Source organism: Hymenobacter sp. UYCo722 (assembly GCF_040547115.1).
GTDB lineage: Bacteria > Bacteroidota > Bacteroidia > Cytophagales > Hymenobacteraceae > Hymenobacter.
The window spans coordinates 66007-85341 of the sequence record NZ_JBEPPC010000009.1 but is presented as its reverse complement, the minus strand read 5'-3'; the positions used below and the strand labels follow the sequence as shown (position 1 = coordinate 85341).

Below are 19335 nucleotides of genomic sequence, written 5' to 3'. Positions count from 1 at the left end.
TTATCAGTTAGCTACAGCATCCACGCTGCCTGCTGCAGTACCACGCGGTAGCCGTCGGAGTCTTCGAAAGTGCGGCCCTGCTGGTCCCAATACGGGTTGCAGGCAGGTACTGCGGCAAAGCCAGCCGCCATCATTCGGTCCACGGCCGCCTGCCATTCGGCCGCCTCGGGCAGGTAGAACACGAGGAGGTTGTCGGTTGTGGGAGCGCGGCCCACGCAGTGCCCGGGCTGGTGCGTGAACTCCAGGTGGTAGGGCGCGTGCGGATGGCCTAGCATCACGCCATCGAAGCCGTTGTGCGCGGTGAAGGATGTAAGCAGCTGCAGGCCCAGACCCTCGCAGTAAAAGCGGAGCAGCGCCGACAAGTTGTCGGTAGGCCGGGCCACGCGTAGGACGGGAATTATTGTGGAAAGGGCGCGCATAACGGTATAGGTGCGGGAGTGCAAGCGGCAAAGTTCGCGCAACAGAATTTTCCAGCGCGGCTCAACTAAACTCCGGCCATTTATCCCAGTCAAGCTGCATATTGCCACGCTATTACTTATTGCCATGAAACAACCGCTACTGCTGACGAGCCTGCTGCTGCTGGCGCTGCTGCTCCCCCCGGGCCGGGCCGCCGCCCAAACGGCCAACCTGTACTTCCCGCCCCTTACGGGCAGCACCTGGGCCAGCACCCCGCCCGCCAGCCTGGGCTGGTGCCAGCCGCCGCTCGACTCCCTCCTGGCATTTGCCGGACGCAAGGGCAGCAAGTCGCTGCTCATTTTGAAGGATGGCCGGATGGTAGTGGAGCAGTATTACGGCACCTACACCGCCGACTCGGCCTGGTACTGGGCCTCGGCAGGCAAGTCGCTCACGGCCATGCTCGTGGGCCTGGCCCGGCAGGACGGCCTGCTGACCCTGACCGACAGCACCTCGAAATACCTCGGCCGCTGGACCAGCGCCACCCGCCCGCAGCAGCGCCAGATTCAGCTGCTGCACCAGCTCACGATGAGCACCGGACTCGACGACTCGCCGCCCGCGCCCTGCACCAACGAGAGCACCACGCCCGCCTGCCTACTCTACCTTGCCCCGCCCACCACCCGCTGGGCCTACCACACCGGGGCCTATCGCACCCTGCAAAACGTGCTGGTGCAAGCCAGCGGCGCGGCCAATATCACCACCTACACCAACCAGCGCCTGGGTAATCGCATCGGCATGACGGGGCTGTGGGCCAACGACGTATTCTACAGCAAAGCCCGCAGCATGGCGCGGTTCGGCCTGTTCGTCCTGGCGCGCGGTAGCTGGAACGGGACCCAGATTCTGGACACGGCCTATTTTCGCCGCATGACCACCCCCAGCCAGGCCCAGAACCGCAGCTACGGCTACCTCTGGTGGCTGAACGGGCAGGCCAGCTACCAGCTGCCCGGGTCACAGGCAAAGCTGCCCGGCCCACTCATTCCCGCCGCCCCCGCCGACCTCATCGCCGCCCTCGGCAAAAACGACCAGAAGATTTACGTGGTGCCCAGCCTGGGGCTCGTGGTGGTGCGCCAGGGCCAGTCGGCGGGAGCCAGCCGCCTGGCCGCGTCCTCATTCGATAACGAGCTATGGGCGAAAATCATGGCCATTTTCTGCCGCCCCACCGCCACGGCCGCCGCGGCCGAAGCGGCCGGCTTCCTGGCCTTTCCCAACCCGACGGCCGAACTGCTCATCCTGCGCCAGCCCGGTCGCCCCGCCGCCAGCGTACGCCTGCTCGATGCCCTGGGCCGCGAAGTACTACGCCAACCCACCGCCGGGCCGGAAACTTCAGTTTCGGTCGCGGGGCTGGTATCGGGGCTTTACACGGCGCAGTGGCTCGATGCCAACGGGCGCGTGCTGATGAGCCGAAAAGTAGCCCGCGAGTAGAAGTTGCGCAAAAACGGTGGTGCCTTGCGGGTCCGTGCGTAAGTTTGCGGTCAATTTGCGCCCGGGTTCCCCCGTGCCGCAACGCGCCCAATCCGCCTGCTGATGCTGACTGCTGTACTGCTTTTTCTCCCTTTGGCCGCCGCTTTGCTGCTGCTATTCGTCAAGGGAGCCGCCGCCCGCGCCCTCGCTTTCGGGGCCTCGCTCGTTGAATTCGCCCTCGCGGCCTTCGTCGCCTTCGACTTCACCCGCCACGGCTCCACTGCCTACAACCTCGATTACCGCTGGATTCCCTCGGCCGGCATCAACTTCCACCTCGGGCTCGATGGCCTGAGTCTGCTGATGGTGCTGCTCACCACCTTCCTGGTGCCGTTGATTCTGCTCAGCGCCTTCAAGCACGACTACGACAACCCGTCGACCTTCTACGCCCTCGTGCTGTTCATGCAAACGGGCCTGCTCGGCGTGTTCACCTCGCTCGATGCCTTCCTGTTCTACTTTTTCTGGGAAGTGGCCCTGATTCCGATTTACTTTCTGGCCGGAGCCTGGGGCGGCGAGCGGCGCGTGGCCGTCACCCTCAAATTCTTCCTCTACACCGTGGTCGGCTCGCTGCTGATGCTGGCCGGCTTCGTGTACCTCTACCTGCAAACCGGCCCGGCGGCCGGCTCGCTGGCCCAGCACTCGTCCGAGCTCACTGCTTTCTATAATCTGAAGCTGAGCGCCGCCGAGCAGTCGTGGCTGTTCTGGCTGATTTTCGCGGCCTTCGCCGTGAAGATGCCCATCTTCCCCTTTCACACCTGGCAGCCCGATACCTACACCGAATCGCCCGCCCCCGCCACCATGCTGCTCTCGGGCATCATGCTGAAAATGGGCATCTACGGCACCCTGCGCTGGCTGCTGCCGGTGGTGCCGCTCGGCGTGAGCCAGTGGCAGAAGCCGGTGATTATTCTCTCCGTTATCGGCATTATCTACGGGGCCATCATCGCCATCCGGCAGCGCGACGTGAAGCGCCTCATCGCCTACTCGTCCCTTAGCCACGTGGGGCTAATGGCGGCCGGCGTGTTCTCGCTCACCCAAATCGGCCTGCAGGGTGCCGTCATCCAGATGCTGGCTCACGGCGTGAACGTGGTGGGCATGTTCCTGGTGGCCGATGCCATCGAGCGCCGCACCGGCACCCGCTTCATCCCCGACCTTGGCGGCCTCACCCGCCGCACGCCGCTGCTCACCGTCTGCTTCCTGCTGCTGCTGCTGAGCACGGTGGCCCTGCCCCTCACGGGCGGCTTCGTGGGCGAGTTCCTGCTGCTGGCCGGCGTGTATCAGTACAACGCCTGGGTGGGTGCGGTCGCGGGCCTCACCATCATTTTCTCGGCGGTGTACCTGTTGCGCATGTTCCAGCGCGTGATGCTCGGCCCCGACTCGGCTCACTCCGAAACCATCACCGACCTCACCGGCGGCGAGCTGTTGATTTTCGTACCGCTCATCGTTCTGGTTTTCTGGCTGGGCCTGTTTCCCAACACCTTCCTGCACATCTCGGAGCCGGCCGTGATGAATATTCTGGCGCTGGTCGGGCGGTAAAATGCCTTTGTTTCAATGATAAAAGGAACGTCATGCTGAGCGCAGCCGAAGCATCTCTACCTCAATACTAATTAATTACTTGCGCAGTAGAGATGCTTCGGCTGCGCTCAGCATGACGTTCTGTTGGGGCACTGCTTATAGCCCAGCGTCTTTTTTGCAGTTATTACATGACCTCCATCATTCTCCTCTCCGTCTTCGGCATCCTCAACCTGTTTCTGGGCTTTCTGCGCTCGAACAAGGTGCTGCTGCCCGGTGCCATGCTGCTGCTGCTGGCCGTGTTCGGGGCCAACTACGCCGACTGGAACGTCGTGCACGCCCCCTACTTCAACCACATGCTGGTGGTGGATAACTACACGGTCGCCTTCACCGGCATCGTGCTGATTACGACCATTCTGCTGCTGCCCTTCTCGCGCAGCTACGTCACCTCGGGCGAGCCCAACCTGGCCGAATACTACGCGCTGCTGCTCTTCTCGCTGGTCGGGGCCATCATGATGATTGGCTACGACCACCTGCTAATGCTTTTCGTGGGCATTGAAATCCTAAGCATCAGCATGTACGTGCTGGCCGGCAGCAACAAGCGCGACTCGCGCAGCAACGAAGCCGCTCTCAAATACTTCCTGATGGGTGCGTTTGCTACCGGCATCCTGCTTTTCGGCATTGCGCTGCTGTATGGTGCGACCGGCACGTTCTCGCTCTCGCAGCTGGGCGCGGCCGTGGCCAACCCGGCCAATGCCAGCCTGCAGCCCATGCTCTACATCGGCATTCTGATGATGATTATCGGCATTGGCTTCAAGGTATCAGCCGCGCCGTTCCATTTCTGGACGCCCGACGTGTACGAGGGTACGCCCACCTTCTTCACCGCCTTCATGAGTACGGTGGTGAAAACGGCCGGCTTTGCCGCCTTCCTTAAGCTGCTGGCCGTGGCCCTGCCCGCCGCCCAGGGCTTCTGGATGCCCACTATTCAGGCCATGTGTGCCCTCACGCTGCTGCTCGGCAACGTGGGCGCGGCGGCCCAATCCAACACCAAGCGCATGCTGGCCTATTCCAGCGTGAGCCACGCCGGCTACCTGCTCATTGGCCTCGTGGCCAGCAAGGGCGTGCTGGTGGGTGAGGCCGCCAGCGCCATCTTCTTCTACTCGCTGGCCTACGCCATCGCTACCGTAGCCGCCTTCGGCGTATTGAAACTGGTAACCGACCACCGCCAGGACGACTCCTACGCCGGCCTCAATGGCTTGGGCAAGACCAATCCGCTGCTGGCCTTCGTGATGACGGTGGCGATGCTTTCGCTGGCTGGCATCCCGCTCACGGGCGGCTTCTTCGGCAAGTTTTTTCTGCTGGCCGCCGCCGTGGGCCAGGGCTACATCGGCCTCGTCGTGTTCGCCGTCATCATGAGTATGGTGGGCCTGTATTACTACCTGCGGCCCCTCATCGCCATGTATCTGCAGCCGGCTCCTGAGGGTGCCACGTCGGTGCCAGTCGATGGCATCCAGACCGCGACGCTAGTGGTGCTGGCGCTGCTCACGATTCTGCTGGGTATCGCCCCAGGCTTTCTGAGCGGGATTTTGTAGAATTGGCTTTCGATTTTGAAAACATAAAAAGCAGCCTTCCGGGCTGCTTTTTATGTTTATTTAGCTTTCTATTACGGTCGGTGTAGGGGCGGGGTCGTACCCGGTAGGGCTTGCCCCCGCCCAGGTGTTTGCACCGTCACAACGATTCCGTTCAACGACGGGCGGGGGCGAGCCCCGCCCCTACTTCAACCTATGCTACCTCGAGGATTCCAATTTTTCTGGCTGGCGGCGCTTCTCAGCATCTTCAGCAGCTGCGCGGCGCGGCCGCCGCACGAGGCCGGCCCCTTCCGCCCCGGCGAACTGGTGGAGCTCACGCGCATGGTGCCCGGCATCCGACTTGATATCCGCTACGCGACCACGCATAATTTCATGGGCCGGGTGCTGTATCCGCAGGCGCGGGCGTTTTTGCAGCGGCCGGCAGCCGAGGCGCTGGCCCGGGTGCAGGCCGAGCTACAGCCGCTCGGCTACGGCCTGCTGGTGTTCGATGGCTACCGGCCCTGGCGCATCACCAAGCAGATGTGGGACCATACGCCGGCCGACAAAAAGGAGTTCGTGGCCGACCCACGTAAGGGCTCGCGCCACAACCGCGGCTGCGCCGTCGACCTCACGCTCTGCGACCTCGCTACCGGCCGCGAAATCGAAATGACTGGCAGCTACGATGAGATGAGCCCCCGCTCCTACATCGCCTACGCGGGTGGTACTCCGGCTCAGCGTACGCCCCGCGACCTGCTGCGCCGCCTGATGGAAGCCCACGGCTTCACGGTGCTACCTGCCGAGTGGTGGCACTTCGATTTCCGGGACTGGAAGTCGTACCCGATTGAAGACGTGCCGTTTGAGCGACTGTGAAGCGAAAGCGCCCCCGCAACTCAGGTTGCGGGGGCGCTTTCACTACTGCCAGTATCAATCAATCCGCTACGGATTGGTCGACCACATGCCAGCCTCTTTGATGAATATGCGGCGGTTTAGCTTGAGCTGCGACACCATGAACTCGGCCAGGTCTTCGGGCTGCATTACCTTGTCGGGGTTGCCGTCGGTCAGGCCGTTATTCAGAGCCAGCGGTGTGGCCACGGTGCTCGGCGTAAGAGCCGACACGCGGATGTTGTGCTTGCGCACCTCCTGCATCAGCGCCTCGGTGAGGCCCATGATAGCAAATTTGGAGGCACTGTAGGCGCTGCTGCCGGCGGCGGCCCGTAGGCCCGAAGTCGAGGAAATATTGATAATATCGCCGGTCTGGCGCGCAATCATCACGGGCAGTACGGCGCGGGTCACGTAGTACGTCCCCATCAAATTCACCTGGATGATGTGCTCCCACTGCTCGGGCTCCATCTCCAGAAACTTGGCGAAGCTGCCAATACCGGCGTTGTTGATGAGGATGTCAATCGGGCCGAGCTCGTCGTGGATTTTGGCCACGGCGGTGTTCACGGCGGCGCGGTCGGCTACATCGGCCACGACGGTCGCGACCGTGCCGCCAGCGCCTTTGATTTCATCAGCGAGCGTTTGAAGGTCACTATCGGTGCGGGCCAGCAAGCCAACGTGTACGCCTTCGGCGGCCAGGGCCAGGGCCACAGCCCGGCCGATGCCTTTGCCCGCGCCTGTGACGAGGGCGACTTTTCCTTGGAGGGATTCCATGTGTTTATGCGATTGGTTGGGGAGGTGCCATAACCCGGCTGAAAGGAGATTGTTGGCTTTTGTCTATCATCCTGAGCTTGCGAAGGACCTTATCACGGCTGAACGATTTGCAGTAATCTAATCGGCGCAAGCGTGATAAGGTCCTTCGCAAGCTCAGGATGATAGACAAAAGCCTACATTCCGTGCAGCTTCTTGGTGAAGTCGCCGTGCATAATCCAGTCCTCCATGCGGTGGCGATAAGGCGCTACTTGGCCACGCAGGTATTTCTCAATCATCAGGCCAGCGGCGGGGGCAGCGCTGGTACCCCCAAAACCGGAGTTCTCGATGAACACCGCAATGGCGATTTTAGGGTCGTTGGCCGGAGCAAAGGCGGCGAAAGTAGCGTGGTCGAAGCCGTGGGGGTTTTGCACGGTACCGGTTTTGCCGGCCACCGAAATGCCGTATTGGGCCAGCGAAGCCAGATTGCCGGTGCCGCCGTTGCCATCCACCACCATTTGCATACCGGGAATAATATACTTGAACAGCGTGGTATCGATAGCCGTGTAGTGCTTCTGGCGGAACTGGGGCAGCGGGCCGCCCTGGCCGATGCCGCGCACGAAATGCGGCGTAATGTACCAGCCCCGATTGGCGATAGTGGCCAGCACGTTAGCCATTTGCAGGCCGGTAATGCCGATTTCGCCCTGCCCGATGGCCAGCGAGTACACGTTGCGGAAGCTCCAGCGGTGCTGCCGGTTTTCCTTCTTGTTGAAAAACTTGTGGTCGTAGAACTCCGGCGACGGAATCAGGCCGCGCTTTTCCTGGCTCATGTCTACGCCCAGCTTCTCGCCCAAGCCGAAAGATTTTACCATCTTCTGCCACTGCGCCAGACCAATGTGGGCATCGTCGTACTTATTGGGGGCCTGGCCGCGCACCACCGCCGCCCGCAACACCTGATAGAAATAAGGGTTGCAGCTCTGCTTAATGGCGATGCTCACGTTGCGCGGCGGCTCGTGGCGGTGGGTGCAGCGCACCAGCTTCTGGTTGCACTCGAAGCCCGTGCCGGGCGTGACGACGCCTAACTGCAGGGCCACCAGCTCGTTCACCAGCTTAAAAACCGAGCCGGGCGGGTAGGTCGCCATTAGGGGGCGGTCGAAGAGTGGGCGGTCGGGGTTGTTGAGCAGGGCCATGTAGCGGTTGCCGGCTCCCTTGCCCGTAAGCAGCTGCGGGGTGTAGTTCGGTACCGATACGAAGGCCAGAATTTCACCCGATTTTGGGTCGATGGCTACAATGGAGCCGCGCCGGCCGGCCAGCAGCTTCTCGCCGTAGGCCTGCAATTCCGCGTCGATGCTCAGGTGCAAGTCCTGCCCGGCTACCGAGAGCGTATCGAACTCGCCGCCCCGAAACTTGCCTTTCTCGATGCCCCGCACATTCACCATCTTGAACTGCACGCCGCGCCGGCCCATCAGCGTGTCCTCGTAGTAAGACTCGAGCCCCGAAATGCCCACGTTTTCGCCGGCCTGGTAGCTGGCATAGCGCGGCTTTTCGAGGAAGGCCGGCGTGATGGCTCCCACGTAGCCCAGGGCGTGCGCAAGATTAGGTGTGCGGTAGGCCCGCGCCATGCGCGCCTGGATGCGGAAGCCCGCGAAGTCGGCCAGCCGGTCGGAAATAGCGGCCAGGTCGGGCGTGGTCAGGTTCTGCACCACCGGCGAGGGCTTGATGCGCGAGTATTTCTTCGCCGCCTTCAAACTGGCCCGCAGCTGCTCTTGCGGAATCTGGAGCAACTCGCAAAAGCGGGCCGAGTCGAGCTGCTTCACGTCGCGGGGCACCACCATGAGGTCGTACACGGGCGTGTTCTGCACCAGCAATTGGTTTTTGCGGTCGTAAATCAGCCCCCGGTACGGAATCTGCACAATGCGCTGCAGCGTATTTTTATCGGCTGCCAGCTTATAAGTGCCATCGAGCACCTGCATGAAAAACAGCCGCGTCAGAAAGATGAGGGCCACCAACAGGAAAATACCCTGCACAACGTATTTGCGGCCTTCGAGATATTGCATTTTTATAAATAACTAACTTGGAGCGTCATGCAGAGCGTAGCGAAGCAACTTTACCGCCCGGCGCAATTCAATCGACTGATTTACTCTCACGGTAAAAATGCTTCGCTACGCTCTGCATGACCATGCGAGTAACACCATTAACAACTAACCATTAATTACGCCCCCGCCGCACCGGGTAAAACAGCAGCTGAATAATTAACAGCGCGACACTGGTAAAGAGTGCGCTCATCAGAATTTTTCCCAGCGTAGTGCCGAAATGACGGAAGCTGCCCAGCTCCAGCACGAAAAATGCCGTGTGATGCAGCACTACCAGCAGCAGCAGGTATACTCCGAACCACTGCCAGCCCATTTGGTGCACGTTCACAGTGTCGCCACTATCGTAGCCGTCGCGCGGGGTGAGGATGCGCAGCACCCACGGCCGCAGGAAGCCCAGCAGCACCGCCGCCGCCGCGTGCAGCCCGCCCGTGTCGTAGAAAATATCCATCGTCAGGCCCATCGCGAAGCTGAGCACCAGTTGCACCACAATGGGCGTGCGCAACGGCAGAAACAACAGAAAGCCCAGATACAGAAAGCACCAACCCAGGTCGAAGAGCACCAGCCGGCTAATGAGCAGCACGTGCACGGCCGCGTAGAGCACGAAGCGAAACAGCTGCACGATAATGTCCCGCAAACCACTCATGGGCGCTTCCCTCCTTTCGGGGCGGCGGTAGGAACGGCCGTGGGCTTGCCCGCCGACACCGGCCGTAACGTGCGGGCTTCCAGCGTATCGCGCTCAGCTTTTTGGCGGTTGGTGACGACGTACACGTAGCTGAGATTCGAGAAATTAATGCCCAGTTTCACCCGGATGGTCCAGAAGTTCTTGTCGGGCTCCTTCACAAACGAGTCGATGGTACCAATAAAAATGCCCTCCGGAAACACCGAGTTGTAGCTGGAAGTAACAATGGTGTCGCCCCGCACCAGCTTAGTTTCGCGCAGCACATTGTCGAGCAAGGCGTGCGTAGGGTCGTCGCCGAGCCAGCGGATGGTCCCAATCGTGCCATCACGCTCAATTTTCGAGGCAATACGCGTTTCCGAGTGCAGCAGACTGGTGACGGTCGCGTAGTGTTCGCTTACCACTTTCACACGGCCCACCACGCCGTTGGCGGCCACCACGCCCCGGCCCGATACCACGCCATCGGCGCTGCCCACGTTCAGGGTTAAGTAGTTATCCACATTTCGCAGCATATTGTTGATAACCCGAGCCGGAATAAGTGGATAACTCGGGTCGCGGGCTGCGATGGCCTGCTGGCCGAGCAGCAACGTATCGGGCCGGCGAGCCGGGCGCTGGTAGCGTACCCGCTTCAGCGAATCGAGCAGGGCGGGCGGCAGGGCCACCGAGTCGGCTTCGCGCCGGGCCGAGTCGGCCGGGTAGAGCTGCTGGCGCAGGCTGGCGTTTTCGGCCGTCAGCTGCTGGTTCAGCTCGGCCAGGTGGAAGTAGTCGCTCACCTGAGTGCGGCGGGCCAGCACTGTACCGGCGTAGCTGTTAGCCGAATTGAAAAAAGCCGCCCGCTGGTACGAGTTATTGGTAATATATAGAAACAGGCAGATAATTTCCAGCAAGCCAAATACCAACGCCCCGCGAAAGCGAAAAATAAAGAGAAACAAATTCCGCACGGGGCATCAATTAATTAATAACAGAACAGCCAGCAAAAGAACGTCATGCTGAGGGTAGTCGAAGCATCTCGCGGGCAGCAGTAATTAATTACTTCTACAATAGAGATGCTTCGGCAAGCTCAGCATGACGTTCTGGATTTTGTTCGGCAATTACGTCAGCAGCACCCCTTTGAAGGCCTGGATATCCTTGATAGCCTTGCCCGTACCGCGCACTACGGCGCGCAGTGGGTCTTCGGCAATGTGAATGGGCAGCTTGGTTTTGGCCGCCAGGCGCTTATCCAGCCCGCGCAGCAACGCCCCACCGCCGGTGAGGTGAATGCCGTTTTCATAAATATCGGCCGACAGCTCGGGCGGCGAAATTTCGAGGGCTTTCAATACGGCTTCCTCGATTTTAGCCACCGATTTATCGAGGGCAATAGCAATTTCCGAGAAGGTTACTTTAATAACTTTCGGAATGCCCGTCATCAGGTCGCGGCCGCGCACTTCGTGGTCGGGCGGCGGCATGTCGAGCTCGGTGAGGGCCGCACCCACTTCAATTTTAATACGCTCGGCGCTCCGCTCGCCAATAAGCAGGTTGTGCTGCCGGCGCATGTAGTCGAGAATATCCTGGTTGAACACGTCGCCGGCAGTTTTAATCGACTGGTCGCACACGATGCCCGACAGCGCGATAACTGCGATTTCGGTGGTGCCGCCCCCAATGTCAATAATCATCGAGCCCACGGGCTGCTCCACGTCGATGCCAATGCCGATGGCGGCGGCCATGGGCTCCTGAATCATCCACACTTCCTTGGCCCCGGCGTGCTCGGCGGAGTCGCGCACGGCACGTTTCTCCACTTCGGTGATGCCCGAGGGGATGCAGATAACCATGCGGTGGGAGGGCTGAAACAGGCGATTGCGCGTGTCAATCATCTTAATCATGCCCTTAATCATTTCCTCGGCGGCGTGGAAATCGGCAATTACCCCATCCTTTAGCGGGCGGATGGTGCGGATGTTATCGTGCGTTTTCTCGTGCATCTGCTGGGCCTGGCGGCCCACGGCGATGACTTTATTGGTAGTGCGGTCTTTGGCGATGATGCTCGGCTCGTCCACCACGATTTTATCGTTGTGAATGATGAGCGTATTGGCCGTACCCAGGTCGATGGCGATATCGCTGGTCAGGAAATTAAAGAAACCCATTGAGTTAGCGGCAATAAGGCGGAGCCCGGATTGGTAGCCGGGCGGAACAATGCGCAAAGGTACGGAAGGTTTGCGCGGGGTTGCGTCATAAGGTTTGGGCGGGTTGCGGCAGTCATTACGGTTGGAGCGAAGCAGTCATAAACCAGAACGTCATGCTTCGGCTGCGCGGACGCCAGATGAGCATGACGTTCTGAATGAACAGATTATGCCCTTTTTGACTAATGCTTGAAGTGGCGCGTGCCCGTAAGCACCATGGCCATGCCCAGCTCGTCGGCGGCTTTGGTGCTGTCGGCGTCTTTGATAGAGCCGCCGGGCTGCACCACGGCGCGGATGCCGGCCGCGCCGGCAATTTCCACGCAGTCGGGAAAGGGGAAAAAGGCGTCGGAGGCCATCACGGCACCGTGCAGGTCGAAGCCAAAGGCGCGGGCCTTCTCAATTGCCTGGCGCAGGGCATCCACGCGCGAGGTCTGGCCGACGCCGGAGGCCAGCAGCTGGCCGGCGCGGGCCAGCACGATGGTGTTGCTTTTGGTGTGCTTGCAGATTTTACCGGCAAATACGAGGGCTTCCGTCTCCTCAGCCGTGGGGGCCGACTGGCTCACGACGCGGAAATCGTCGGCCGATTCCGTCTGGCGGTCGGCATCCTGCTCGATGATGCCATTGAGCAGGGTTTTGATTTGCTTCTGCGGGAATTCCACCGGCTTTTGCAGCAGCAAAATGCGGTTTTTCTTGCTTTGCAGCACCGGCAGGGCCTCGGCGGCGAAGCTGGGCGCAATCAGCACCTCAAAAAACAGCTGGTTGAGCTCGGCGGCGGTGGCCGCGTCCACTTCCTTGTTCACGATGATGACACCCCCGAAGGCGGAGGTCGGGTCGCAGCTCAGGGCGTTCAGGTAAGCTTCGCGCAGGGTAGCGGCCTGGGCCACACCGCAGGCATTGGTGTGCTTAAGAATGGCGCAGGCCGGCGCGCCATCCGTGAATTCGGCCATCAGGGCCACGGCGGCGTCCACGTCAACCAGGTTGTTGTAGCTGAGCTGCTTGCCGTGGAGTTGGTCGAACAAGGCCGCGAGGTCGCCGTAGAACGTGCCGGCTTGGTGGGGGTTCTCGCCGTAACGCAGGGCGATGGGCGCAGCGGCCAACGAAGAAGGAGGAAGAAGAAAGGAGGAACCAGGGACGGCCGCACTTTCGGTCGTCGACACTTCATTGGCCTTGGCCAGGCTGGTACCCTGGCGCATGTACTTGAAAATCTCGGTATCGTAGTGCGAAGTGGTGGCGAAGGCGGCGGCGGCGTAGTGGCGGCGGTCGTCGAGGTCGGTCGCGCCGTTTTTGGCGGTTAGCAGTTCGGTGACGGCGGCATACTGGTCGCGGCTGCTCACCACGAGCACATCGCGGAAGTTTTTGGCGGCGGCGCGCAACAGCGAGATGCCGCCGATGTCAATTTTCTCAATAACGTCCTGCTCCTCGGCCCCGCTGGCTACGGTTTCCTTGAAGGGATAGAGGTCAACTACCACCAAATCAATGGGCGGAATATCGTGCTGCTCGGCTTCGGCGAGGTCGCCCACGTCGTGGCGGCGGTACAGAATGCCGCCGAACACCTTGGGGTGCAGGGTTTTCACCCGCCCGCCAAATACTTCGGGGAAGCCCGTGAGGTTTTCCACGGCAGTTACCTCGGCACCTTCTTCTTCCAGAAACTTTTGCGTGCCGCCCGTGGAGTATAGCGTGACGCCGTGCTGGCGCAATACCTGCACCAGCGGGGCCAGGCGGTCTTTGTGGTACACGGAAAGCAACGCAGCGCGAATGGGACGGGACGACATAAAACGGGCGGTTTGGGGAGGCATAATTGCCGGCACAAAGGTAGGGCCGGAGCCCGGCGGCGCGGGGCCATTGCGGAGTTACCGAATTGTTACTACCGCATATTGCGCTTCTCCGCACCTGCCGCAATGCAGAAACCTGAACACGGCACTGCTTTCTTAAGTATAGCCAGTTGTCGGCTCTGCTTCCCAATCAGAGCCACTTCCTTACGCCACCTGCCAACGGTTGGGGCTACCGAAAACGTCCTTTTCCTCATCATGACTGCTGCTTTTACACCCATTTTGCCTACCGTTCATTGCTCGCTGGCCACGCCCGATGCGGCCGAAGCTGCCGCCGCGCAGCAGGCCCCGCGCCTATTTTCCCAAGCCGCCGAAACTGACGTGGAAGGCAGCTTCCCCACGCAGTCGTTTGCCGATTTGGCCGTGGCCGGGCTGCTCACGGTGGCGCTGCCGGCGGCCCTTGGCGGAGCCGGGCTCGATGCGCCGACGGCTACGCTGCCGCTGCTGCGGGTATTGCAGCACGTGGGGCGCGGTAATCTGGCCGTGGGCCGCGTATACGAGGGCCACCTGAACGCGCTGCTGCTCATCCAGCAGCTGGCAACGGCGGCGCAGGTAGCGCGCTACGCCGCCGATGCCCGCGCCGGCCACCTGTTCGGTGTCTGGAACACGGAAGCCCCGGCTGAGGGCGTGCACCTGGAAGCCCTGCCCAATGGCCGCTACCGCCTGCGGGGGGCCAAAACATTCGCTTCGGGGGCCGGGCAGGTGAGCCGGCCGCTCATCACCGGGGCGCTGCCCGATGGGCGGGGTTGGCAGCTGTTTGTGCTACCAGCCGAGGCGCAGCCGCCGGCGCTCGACCGCTCCTTCTGGCAGCCGCTGGGCATGCGGGCCACCGCCAGCTTTCGCGCCGATTTGACCGGGCTGGAGCTGGACGCGAACGACCTCATCGGCCCGCCCAATGCCTATTATCAGCAGCCCGCTTTTAGCGGCGGGGCCATTCGTTTCGCCGCCGTGCAGCTGGGCGGGGCCGAGGCCGTGTTTGCCGAAACCCGGGATTTTCTGCGCGGCCTGGGCCGGACGGATGACCCCTACCAACGCCAGCGCCTGGGCGAAATGGCCATTTTGCTGGAAAGCGGCCGCCAGTGGGTGCGCGGGGCCGCCGAGCACGCCGCCCGGCCCGGGGCCGCCACGCCCGAGGGGGCCGAGGCCACCGTGGCCTATGCCAACATGATGCGCACCGCCATCGAAGCCATTTGCCTCGATATGCTGCGGCTGGCCGAGCGGTGCGTGGGCGCGCGCGGCCTGCTCCGGCCGCAGCCCTTCGAGCGCCTGCATCGCGACCTCACGCACTACCTGCGCCAGCCCGCCCCCGACGGCGCATTGGCCGATGTAGGCCGGTTTGTGCTGGATGGCAAGACGTTTTAGTTATCCATTTTTAGTTATCAAGATTTTCCTTTCCCCGCCTTGCTTCCTTTTGCTGAATACCCGTTGCGGCCCGCCGATTTCGCCGCTGCCCTTGGCCCTACGGTCGTTGTTGCCCCGCACCCCGACGACGAGGCCTTGGGCTGCGGCGGGCTGCTGGCGCTGCTGCATCGGGCCGGCCAGCCCACGGCGGCCGTGCTGGTGAGCGACGGCAGCATGTCGCATCCTAATTCTGAGACGTTTTCCCCGAATGCCCGGCGGGCGGTGCGCGAGGCCGAATTCCACCACGCGCTCACTATCCTGGGAGCCGATGCTACCGAACCGCTGCTTTTGCACCTGCCCGACAGCCGCGTACCCGATACCGCCGACGAGCCAGGCTTTGTAACCGCCGTTGAGCAACTGCGCGCGTTTCTGGGGCAGCAGCGGGCGGCCACCGTGCTGATACCCTGGCGGCGCGACCCGCACCCCGACCACCGCGCTACCGCCGCACTGGTGCAGGCGGCACTGGCCGGCTTGCCACAGCCGCCGCGCCGCCTCGAATACGTGGTGTGGGCCTGGGAGCGCGCCGCGCCGGAGGACCTGCCCACGGCGGCGGATGCCGTGCTAGGGTTCCGGCTTGACATAGGCCCGGTAATGTCGCAGAAGCAGCGGGCCATTGCTGCGCACCGCTCGCAGGTAGCGCCCGGCGTTTTTACCGACGACCCCGGTGGCTTCTTGCTTTCGCCGGAAATGCTGGCGCATTTTGCCGCGCCCTACGAAGTATATTTTGAAGCCAGTCAGCCAAAAAACCAGCCATGAGCCAGCACCAGTCCAACACCCTGCCGCCCGCGTATTTCGACCACGTGTACCAGGCCAACCGCGACCCCTGGAACTTCGAAACCAGCCCCTACGAGCGCGCTAAGTACGCCGCCACGCTGGCCGCCCTGCCCCGCCCGCACTACGCCGAGGTCTTTGAAATCGGCTGCTCGCTGGGCGTGCTTACGGCGCAGCTGGCTCCGCGCTGCGGCCACCTGCTGGCCGTGGATGTGAGCGAAGCCGCACTGGCCCAGGCGCGGGTCCGCTGCGCGGCGCTGCCACAGGTTGAAATAAGCCTGATGCGCGTGCCCGAAGAGTTTCCGGCTCAACAGTTCGATTTAATTATGCTCTCGGAAGTGGGCTACTACTGGTCGGCGGCCGACCTGGCCCGCGCCGCCGACCAGCTCATTGTGGCCCTGAACCCCGGCGGCCAGCTGCTGCTGGTGCACTGGACGCCCCCGGTGCACGACTACCCCCTGACGGGCGACGACGTGCACCAATTCTTCCTCGCTAAAACCGGCTCCGGCGGCCCGCTGCGGCACCTCACCGGCCAGCGGCACGAAACTTACCGGCTCGATTTGCTGGAGAAGCACTAAGCCGCTCCAGCAGCCCGCCCCGACGCAGCGGCATTGGTGCGAATTAGGCGCGGCAGCACCAGCAGTGCTTCACACAACGGCACTGAACTCAGGCGTAAGCTGGGGCTGTGCGCCAGCATCCATTCCCAAAGTTGGCCAAACGTAGCGCATGCGCTCATTTGGGCGAGCACTTCGGCGGCTGGCAACCCCAGGCGCGTCAGGACCGCATCGGTTTCGGCCCCGGGCGCGTTGGCCCAGCAGGCCCGCAGCTGGCGGCGCAGCTGCCACTGCCGGGCCAACTGCACGGGGTTGTCAACGAGGGGCTCGCGCTGCTGCTGGCTCAGGCGCAGCCACTCGCGCAGCTGCCACGACAAGCCTACCTCCACGCGCCCATCGCGCCGGGCCGAGGTGAGCACCCGCACGTGCGGGCTGTGGCGCAGGGTTAAGTCGTGGCGCCGCAGCTGCTGGCACAATGCCTCATCTTCCAGAAAACGAACTTCGGGCAGGCCACCCACCCGGCGGTAAGCCTGCGCCGTGAGGGCCAGGCTGGCCCCAAAATGCTGGTGGTGCCGGGGCCAGGGGTCGGCAGCGGCGGGGTCGAGCAGGTCTTCGAGCCGGGCGCAGAGCAGGCGGTAGGCGGCATCGCGCGCTTGCAGGCGCTGCAACGCGGATAGGCCCGCTTGGGCCAACTCTTCGGCTTCGGTCAGAATGCGGCCGCCTACGGCATCGGCCCCGGCCGTAATTTCAGCCTGAATGGCAGCCAGCCACGTGGGTGCTACGCGGGTATCGGCGTCGGTGCTGGCGATAATGCCGGTGGGTTGCCCCACCCATTCGAGGCGGGCGCAGGCTTCGTCCATTAAAAGGCGGCGGGCGCGGCCTACGTGGGCGTACTCGCCGGGTAGGCACAGCTCGGCCACGTGCAGCACCAGCCACGGAAACTGCCGGGCGTGCCGGCGCACCAGGCCCGCCGTATCATCCAGGCAGTTATTGGCCAGCACGATAACTTCGTAGCTATCAACGGGCAGTGGCTGGCCGGCCAAGTCGGTTTGCGCCGCCAGCGCAGCCAGGGTGGCCGGTAGGTTGGCAACCTCATCTTTGGCCGGAATGATGACACTGATGCGCAAGCCGGCGCGCGGTGGTGGCAGTTGGCGATGCAGGCGCACGGCGCAGGCATCGCGGGGGGCAGCCCGCGGCAATAGCGGGGCAAGCGCCGTGGTTTCGTGGGCCGCCAGAAATCGCGCGGGGGTAGCGTGGTCCATGGCCCGGGTGTACGCCGGGCCGCGCGAAAGGATAAAGCTGAGCTTATTTCCCAAAACTCCGGTAAGTCCGCGCCCAGACACCGCATAGCGCTATTTATTAAGATATTAAACGCCGGCGGCACCATCCCGACCGAGCTGTCGATGGTGAGCACTAAAACCAAAAAAGCCTCTCCCAGTAACTGGAAGAGGCTTTTTAAAATGACAGAAGTTTGCCTTAAAAAGCTTCGCCGATGGCAAACAGGATGCCCGGCGAGCTACCGGTCCCGGCGGCGTAGTCGAGGCGCAGGTTCACGCGGTCGCGCTGCAGAAAGTTGAAGCGAATGCCTGCGCCGCCGGCGTACTTGGTGTCCTTCAGCGCAAACTTGTCGATGTACTGGTTTACGTTGCCCACGCCGCCAAATATGGCCCCATCGATGCGCCAGAACAATTTCTGACGCAGCTCGGCCTGAAACATAATCATCTGGCGGTCGCGGAAGCGTTGCTCGTAGATGCCGCGCAGCAGGTTGGCGTTGTTGTAGAGCGTGCCACCGAGGTTAGCCCCCAACCCGGCCAGCTCGCGGAACGGTACGTCCCCGGTATGGAACTGGCCCAGAAACTGCGCCGCCAGAATGGTGCGCGTCGAGCCCAGCGGCTGGAAATGGCGGGCATCCAGCTGGTAGCGCACGAAGCGGTAGTCCGAACCCAGGCCGGTGCCGTTGAACGTCGCGCCAAAATCCAGCAAATCGCCGTGAAAGGCGGCCAGGGGCACGTCGCGGGTATCGTAGGTGATGACCGGACCCAAGCCCGAGATGCGCGTGTTCTGGCGCTCGCGCTCGGTTATGCGCGGGTCGGTGTAGAACACGTTGGTCATGCCATCATTCGTGGTCCTGCCTGGCGCGCTCACGTTGGTGATGCTGGTGTAGCGGTACAGCGCACCAAAAAACAGCTTGGGCGCTACCTGCTTCTGCAGGCGCTGGTTGATGATGAACAGCTTATAATTGGTTTCCGACTCGCTGGCGCTGGTCGTGTTCGGCCCTTTGCCATAGTAGTACAGCAGAATGTCGTAGGCGCTGATTTCGCCATTCAGGTAAAATTTCTCGCCCGGCGTATAAACGGAGTGCACCAGCTGAATCAGCGACTGGCCTTTGGTGGTCGTCCAGTACTGCAGGCGGGCGTTGGAGGGCCGCGTCAGCGTATCCTGCGAGAAGCGGCCGCTCAACAGCGCGCCCAGGCCGTAGCCAAAGCCGGTTTCGGCCTGGTAAAAGATAACCGGAATAGGCAGCAGGGTCAGCGTTTTATTCTTGCCCAGCTGGCCAAACGACTTGGTCGCGCGCGACTGCATTTGAGTGGTGAGCGGGGCCAGGCCCGGGGCCGAGGTCGAATTAGTATAGACGGAATCGGGGGGCGCGGCGGGCTGGGCGGCCGCATTGAAAGCCAACCCTGTCAGAAGCAGGGCTGCGAGAGAAAAGCGCATAGGAGCGGTGGGGTGAAAAAACAATGAATTGCCCTATCAACGGATTAACGCCCGCTACGGTTGGAAAGCGGCGGCCATAGCAAACCCGTTGGTGGTCCTACTATCGTTATTTCACCACGTGCAAGCGCTTTAATACCTGCCCCCGGCCAAAATGCTCGGCCACCAGCTCAGCCGCGTCGGCGGGCAGCACGTCGCCGTACGTCACGGCCTCGGGGTAGGCGATGAGGGCGGCCCCGGGGCCTTTTTTGCAGTGCTTACACAGGTCGAGGCAGTCGCAGGCCTGCACCTGAACGCGCACGGTTTCGCCATCCACGTCCTGCTTTTGCAGGCCCTGGCGCTTCAGTTCTTTTTTCAGGGCTTTGGCGACGTCCTTGCCCACGCCCGATTTCTGGGCGGTGCACACAAACAGGCGGCGAATTTGCTTCATATGCCTGGTAGAACGCAGACGAGGCACGGGCGTTGCCGGAAAGCCAAGTGCTGCGACAAGCGAAGCGTCATGCCGAGCGCAGCCGAGGCATCTCGGGCT

General features: G+C 62.3%; 17 protein-coding genes. 7 read left to right on the top strand and 10 right to left on the bottom strand.

What is annotated here, in order from left to right:
* Positions 1-11: 11 nt before the first annotated feature.
* The gene (locus ABIB44_RS18405; RefSeq protein WP_354586141.1) at positions 12-419 is read right to left on the bottom strand and encodes a VOC family protein; all 408 of its coding nucleotides are present in this window, start codon (positions 417-419) and stop codon (positions 12-14) included.
* A gap of 124 nt (positions 420-543) precedes the next feature.
* On the opposite strand from ABIB44_RS18405, the gene ABIB44_RS18400 reads away from it, so the two are divergent.
* The 4 genes from ABIB44_RS18400 to ABIB44_RS18385 all read left to right on the top strand — a co-directional run bounded on the left by ABIB44_RS18400 (position 544) and on the right by ABIB44_RS18385 (position 5858).
* Positions 544-1875, top strand: a complete 1332-nt coding sequence (locus ABIB44_RS18400) for a serine hydrolase domain-containing protein (protein WP_354586140.1) — start codon at positions 544-546, stop codon at positions 1873-1875.
* A gap of 102 nt (positions 1876-1977) precedes the next feature.
* Positions 1978-3444 carry a complex I subunit 4 family protein gene (locus ABIB44_RS18395; protein WP_354586139.1) on the top strand — a complete coding sequence of 489 codons (1467 nt, stop codon included), beginning with the start codon at positions 1978-1980 and terminating at the stop codon, positions 3442-3444.
* A gap of 167 nt (positions 3445-3611) precedes the next feature.
* Entirely contained in the window at positions 3612-5012 is a 1401-nt protein-coding gene (locus tag ABIB44_RS18390) for an NADH-quinone oxidoreductase subunit N (protein WP_354586138.1), read from the top strand.
* Between the two features lie 192 nt (positions 5013-5204).
* Positions 5205-5858, top strand: a complete 654-nt coding sequence (locus tag ABIB44_RS18385) for a M15 family metallopeptidase (protein ID WP_354586137.1) — start codon at positions 5205-5207, stop codon at positions 5856-5858.
* Positions 5859-5924: 66 nt separating this feature from the next.
* Here the strand turns inward: ABIB44_RS18385 and ABIB44_RS18380 are convergent, their stop codons facing one another.
* From ABIB44_RS18380 to purH, 6 genes are all read right to left on the bottom strand, one after another.
* The gene (locus tag ABIB44_RS18380; RefSeq protein WP_354586136.1) at positions 5925-6641 is read right to left on the bottom strand and encodes a 3-ketoacyl-ACP reductase; all 717 of its coding nucleotides are present in this window, start codon (positions 6639-6641) and stop codon (positions 5925-5927) included.
* A gap of 173 nt (positions 6642-6814) precedes the next feature.
* The gene (gene mrdA, locus ABIB44_RS18375; RefSeq protein ID WP_354586135.1) at positions 6815-8674 is read right to left on the bottom strand and encodes a penicillin-binding protein 2; all 1860 of its coding nucleotides are present in this window, start codon (positions 8672-8674) and stop codon (positions 6815-6817) included.
* A 151-nt stretch (positions 8675-8825) separates the two neighbouring features.
* On the bottom strand, positions 8826-9353 hold the full coding sequence (locus ABIB44_RS18370) for a hypothetical protein (RefSeq protein WP_354586134.1): 528 nt from the start codon (positions 9351-9353) through the stop codon (positions 8826-8828).
* Positions 9350-10327, bottom strand: coding sequence for a rod shape-determining protein MreC (mreC, locus tag ABIB44_RS18365; RefSeq protein ID WP_354586133.1), 978 nt, complete (start codon positions 10325-10327; stop codon positions 9350-9352). Before mreC ends, ABIB44_RS18370 begins: the two co-directional genes overlap by 4 nt.
* Before the next feature lie 150 nt (positions 10328-10477).
* The gene (locus ABIB44_RS18360) at positions 10478-11503 is read right to left on the bottom strand and encodes a rod shape-determining protein (RefSeq protein ID WP_310395926.1); all 1026 of its coding nucleotides are present in this window, start codon (positions 11501-11503) and stop codon (positions 10478-10480) included.
* A 218-nt stretch (positions 11504-11721) separates the two neighbouring features.
* Positions 11722-13311, bottom strand: a complete 1590-nt coding sequence (gene purH, locus ABIB44_RS18355) for a bifunctional phosphoribosylaminoimidazolecarboxamide formyltransferase/IMP cyclohydrolase (protein ID WP_354586132.1) — start codon at positions 13309-13311, stop codon at positions 11722-11724.
* A 255-nt stretch (positions 13312-13566) separates the two neighbouring features.
* Between purH and ABIB44_RS18350 the strand changes: the two genes are divergently transcribed.
* The 3 genes from ABIB44_RS18350 to ABIB44_RS18340 are packed head-to-tail and all read left to right on the top strand — an operon-like array spanning position 13567 to position 16118.
* Positions 13567-14730 carry an acyl-CoA dehydrogenase family protein gene (locus ABIB44_RS18350; protein WP_354586131.1) on the top strand — a complete coding sequence of 388 codons (1164 nt, stop codon included), beginning with the start codon at positions 13567-13569 and terminating at the stop codon, positions 14728-14730.
* A gap of 39 nt (positions 14731-14769) precedes the next feature.
* Positions 14770-15525, top strand: a complete 756-nt coding sequence (locus ABIB44_RS18345) for a PIG-L deacetylase family protein (protein ID WP_354586130.1) — start codon at positions 14770-14772, stop codon at positions 15523-15525.
* Entirely contained in the window at positions 15522-16118 is a 597-nt protein-coding gene (locus tag ABIB44_RS18340; protein ID WP_354586129.1) for a class I SAM-dependent DNA methyltransferase, read from the top strand. The genes ABIB44_RS18345 and ABIB44_RS18340 overlap by 4 nt, the downstream gene beginning before the upstream one ends.
* Here the strand turns inward: ABIB44_RS18340 and ABIB44_RS18335 are convergent.
* The 3 genes from ABIB44_RS18335 to ABIB44_RS18325 all read right to left on the bottom strand — a co-directional run bounded on the left by ABIB44_RS18335 (position 16115) and on the right by ABIB44_RS18325 (position 19236).
* Complete coding sequence (locus tag ABIB44_RS18335; RefSeq protein ID WP_354586128.1) at positions 16115-17410, bottom strand: glycosyltransferase family 2 protein; 1296 nt, start codon at positions 17408-17410, stop codon at positions 16115-16117. The genes ABIB44_RS18340 and ABIB44_RS18335 overlap by 4 nt on opposite strands.
* A gap of 160 nt (positions 17411-17570) precedes the next feature.
* Positions 17571-18809: a BamA/TamA family outer membrane protein gene (locus ABIB44_RS18330; RefSeq protein ID WP_354586127.1), complete on the bottom strand. Its 1239-nt coding sequence runs from the start codon at positions 18807-18809 to the stop codon at positions 17571-17573.
* 106 nt (positions 18810-18915) lie between these two features.
* The gene (locus tag ABIB44_RS18325; protein WP_354586126.1) at positions 18916-19236 is read right to left on the bottom strand and encodes a (2Fe-2S) ferredoxin domain-containing protein; all 321 of its coding nucleotides are present in this window, start codon (positions 19234-19236) and stop codon (positions 18916-18918) included.
* Positions 19237-19335 lie beyond the last annotated feature (99 nt).

Coding starts and splice junctions, on each gene's coding strand:
- ABIB44_RS18405 (WP_354586141.1), bottom strand. CDS start 419: ATGCGCGCCCTTTCCACAATAATTCCCGTCCTACGCGTGGCCCGGCCT.
- ABIB44_RS18400 (WP_354586140.1), top strand. CDS start 544: ATGAAACAACCGCTACTGCTGACGAGCCTGCTGCTGCTGGCGCTGCTG.
- ABIB44_RS18395 (WP_354586139.1), top strand. CDS start 1,978: ATGCTGACTGCTGTACTGCTTTTTCTCCCTTTGGCCGCCGCTTTGCTG.
- ABIB44_RS18390 (WP_354586138.1), top strand. CDS start 3,612: ATGACCTCCATCATTCTCCTCTCCGTCTTCGGCATCCTCAACCTGTTT.
- ABIB44_RS18385 (WP_354586137.1), top strand. CDS start 5,205: ATGCTACCTCGAGGATTCCAATTTTTCTGGCTGGCGGCGCTTCTCAGC.
- ABIB44_RS18380 (WP_354586136.1), bottom strand. CDS start 6,641: ATGGAATCCCTCCAAGGAAAAGTCGCCCTCGTCACAGGCGCGGGCAAA.
- mrdA (WP_354586135.1), bottom strand. CDS start 8,674: ATGCAATATCTCGAAGGCCGCAAATACGTTGTGCAGGGTATTTTCCTG.
- ABIB44_RS18370 (WP_354586134.1), bottom strand. CDS start 9,353: ATGAGTGGTTTGCGGGACATTATCGTGCAGCTGTTTCGCTTCGTGCTC.
- ABIB44_RS18360 (WP_310395926.1), bottom strand. CDS start 11,503: ATGGGTTTCTTTAATTTCCTGACCAGCGATATCGCCATCGACCTGGGT.
- purH (WP_354586132.1), bottom strand. CDS start 13,311: ATGTCGTCCCGTCCCATTCGCGCTGCGTTGCTTTCCGTGTACCACAAA.
- ABIB44_RS18350 (WP_354586131.1), top strand. CDS start 13,567: ATGACTGCTGCTTTTACACCCATTTTGCCTACCGTTCATTGCTCGCTG.
- ABIB44_RS18340 (WP_354586129.1), top strand. CDS start 15,522: ATGAGCCAGCACCAGTCCAACACCCTGCCGCCCGCGTATTTCGACCAC.
- ABIB44_RS18330 (WP_354586127.1), bottom strand. CDS start 18,809: ATGCGCTTTTCTCTCGCAGCCCTGCTTCTGACAGGGTTGGCTTTCAAT.
- ABIB44_RS18325 (WP_354586126.1), bottom strand. CDS start 19,236: ATGAAGCAAATTCGCCGCCTGTTTGTGTGCACCGCCCAGAAATCGGGC.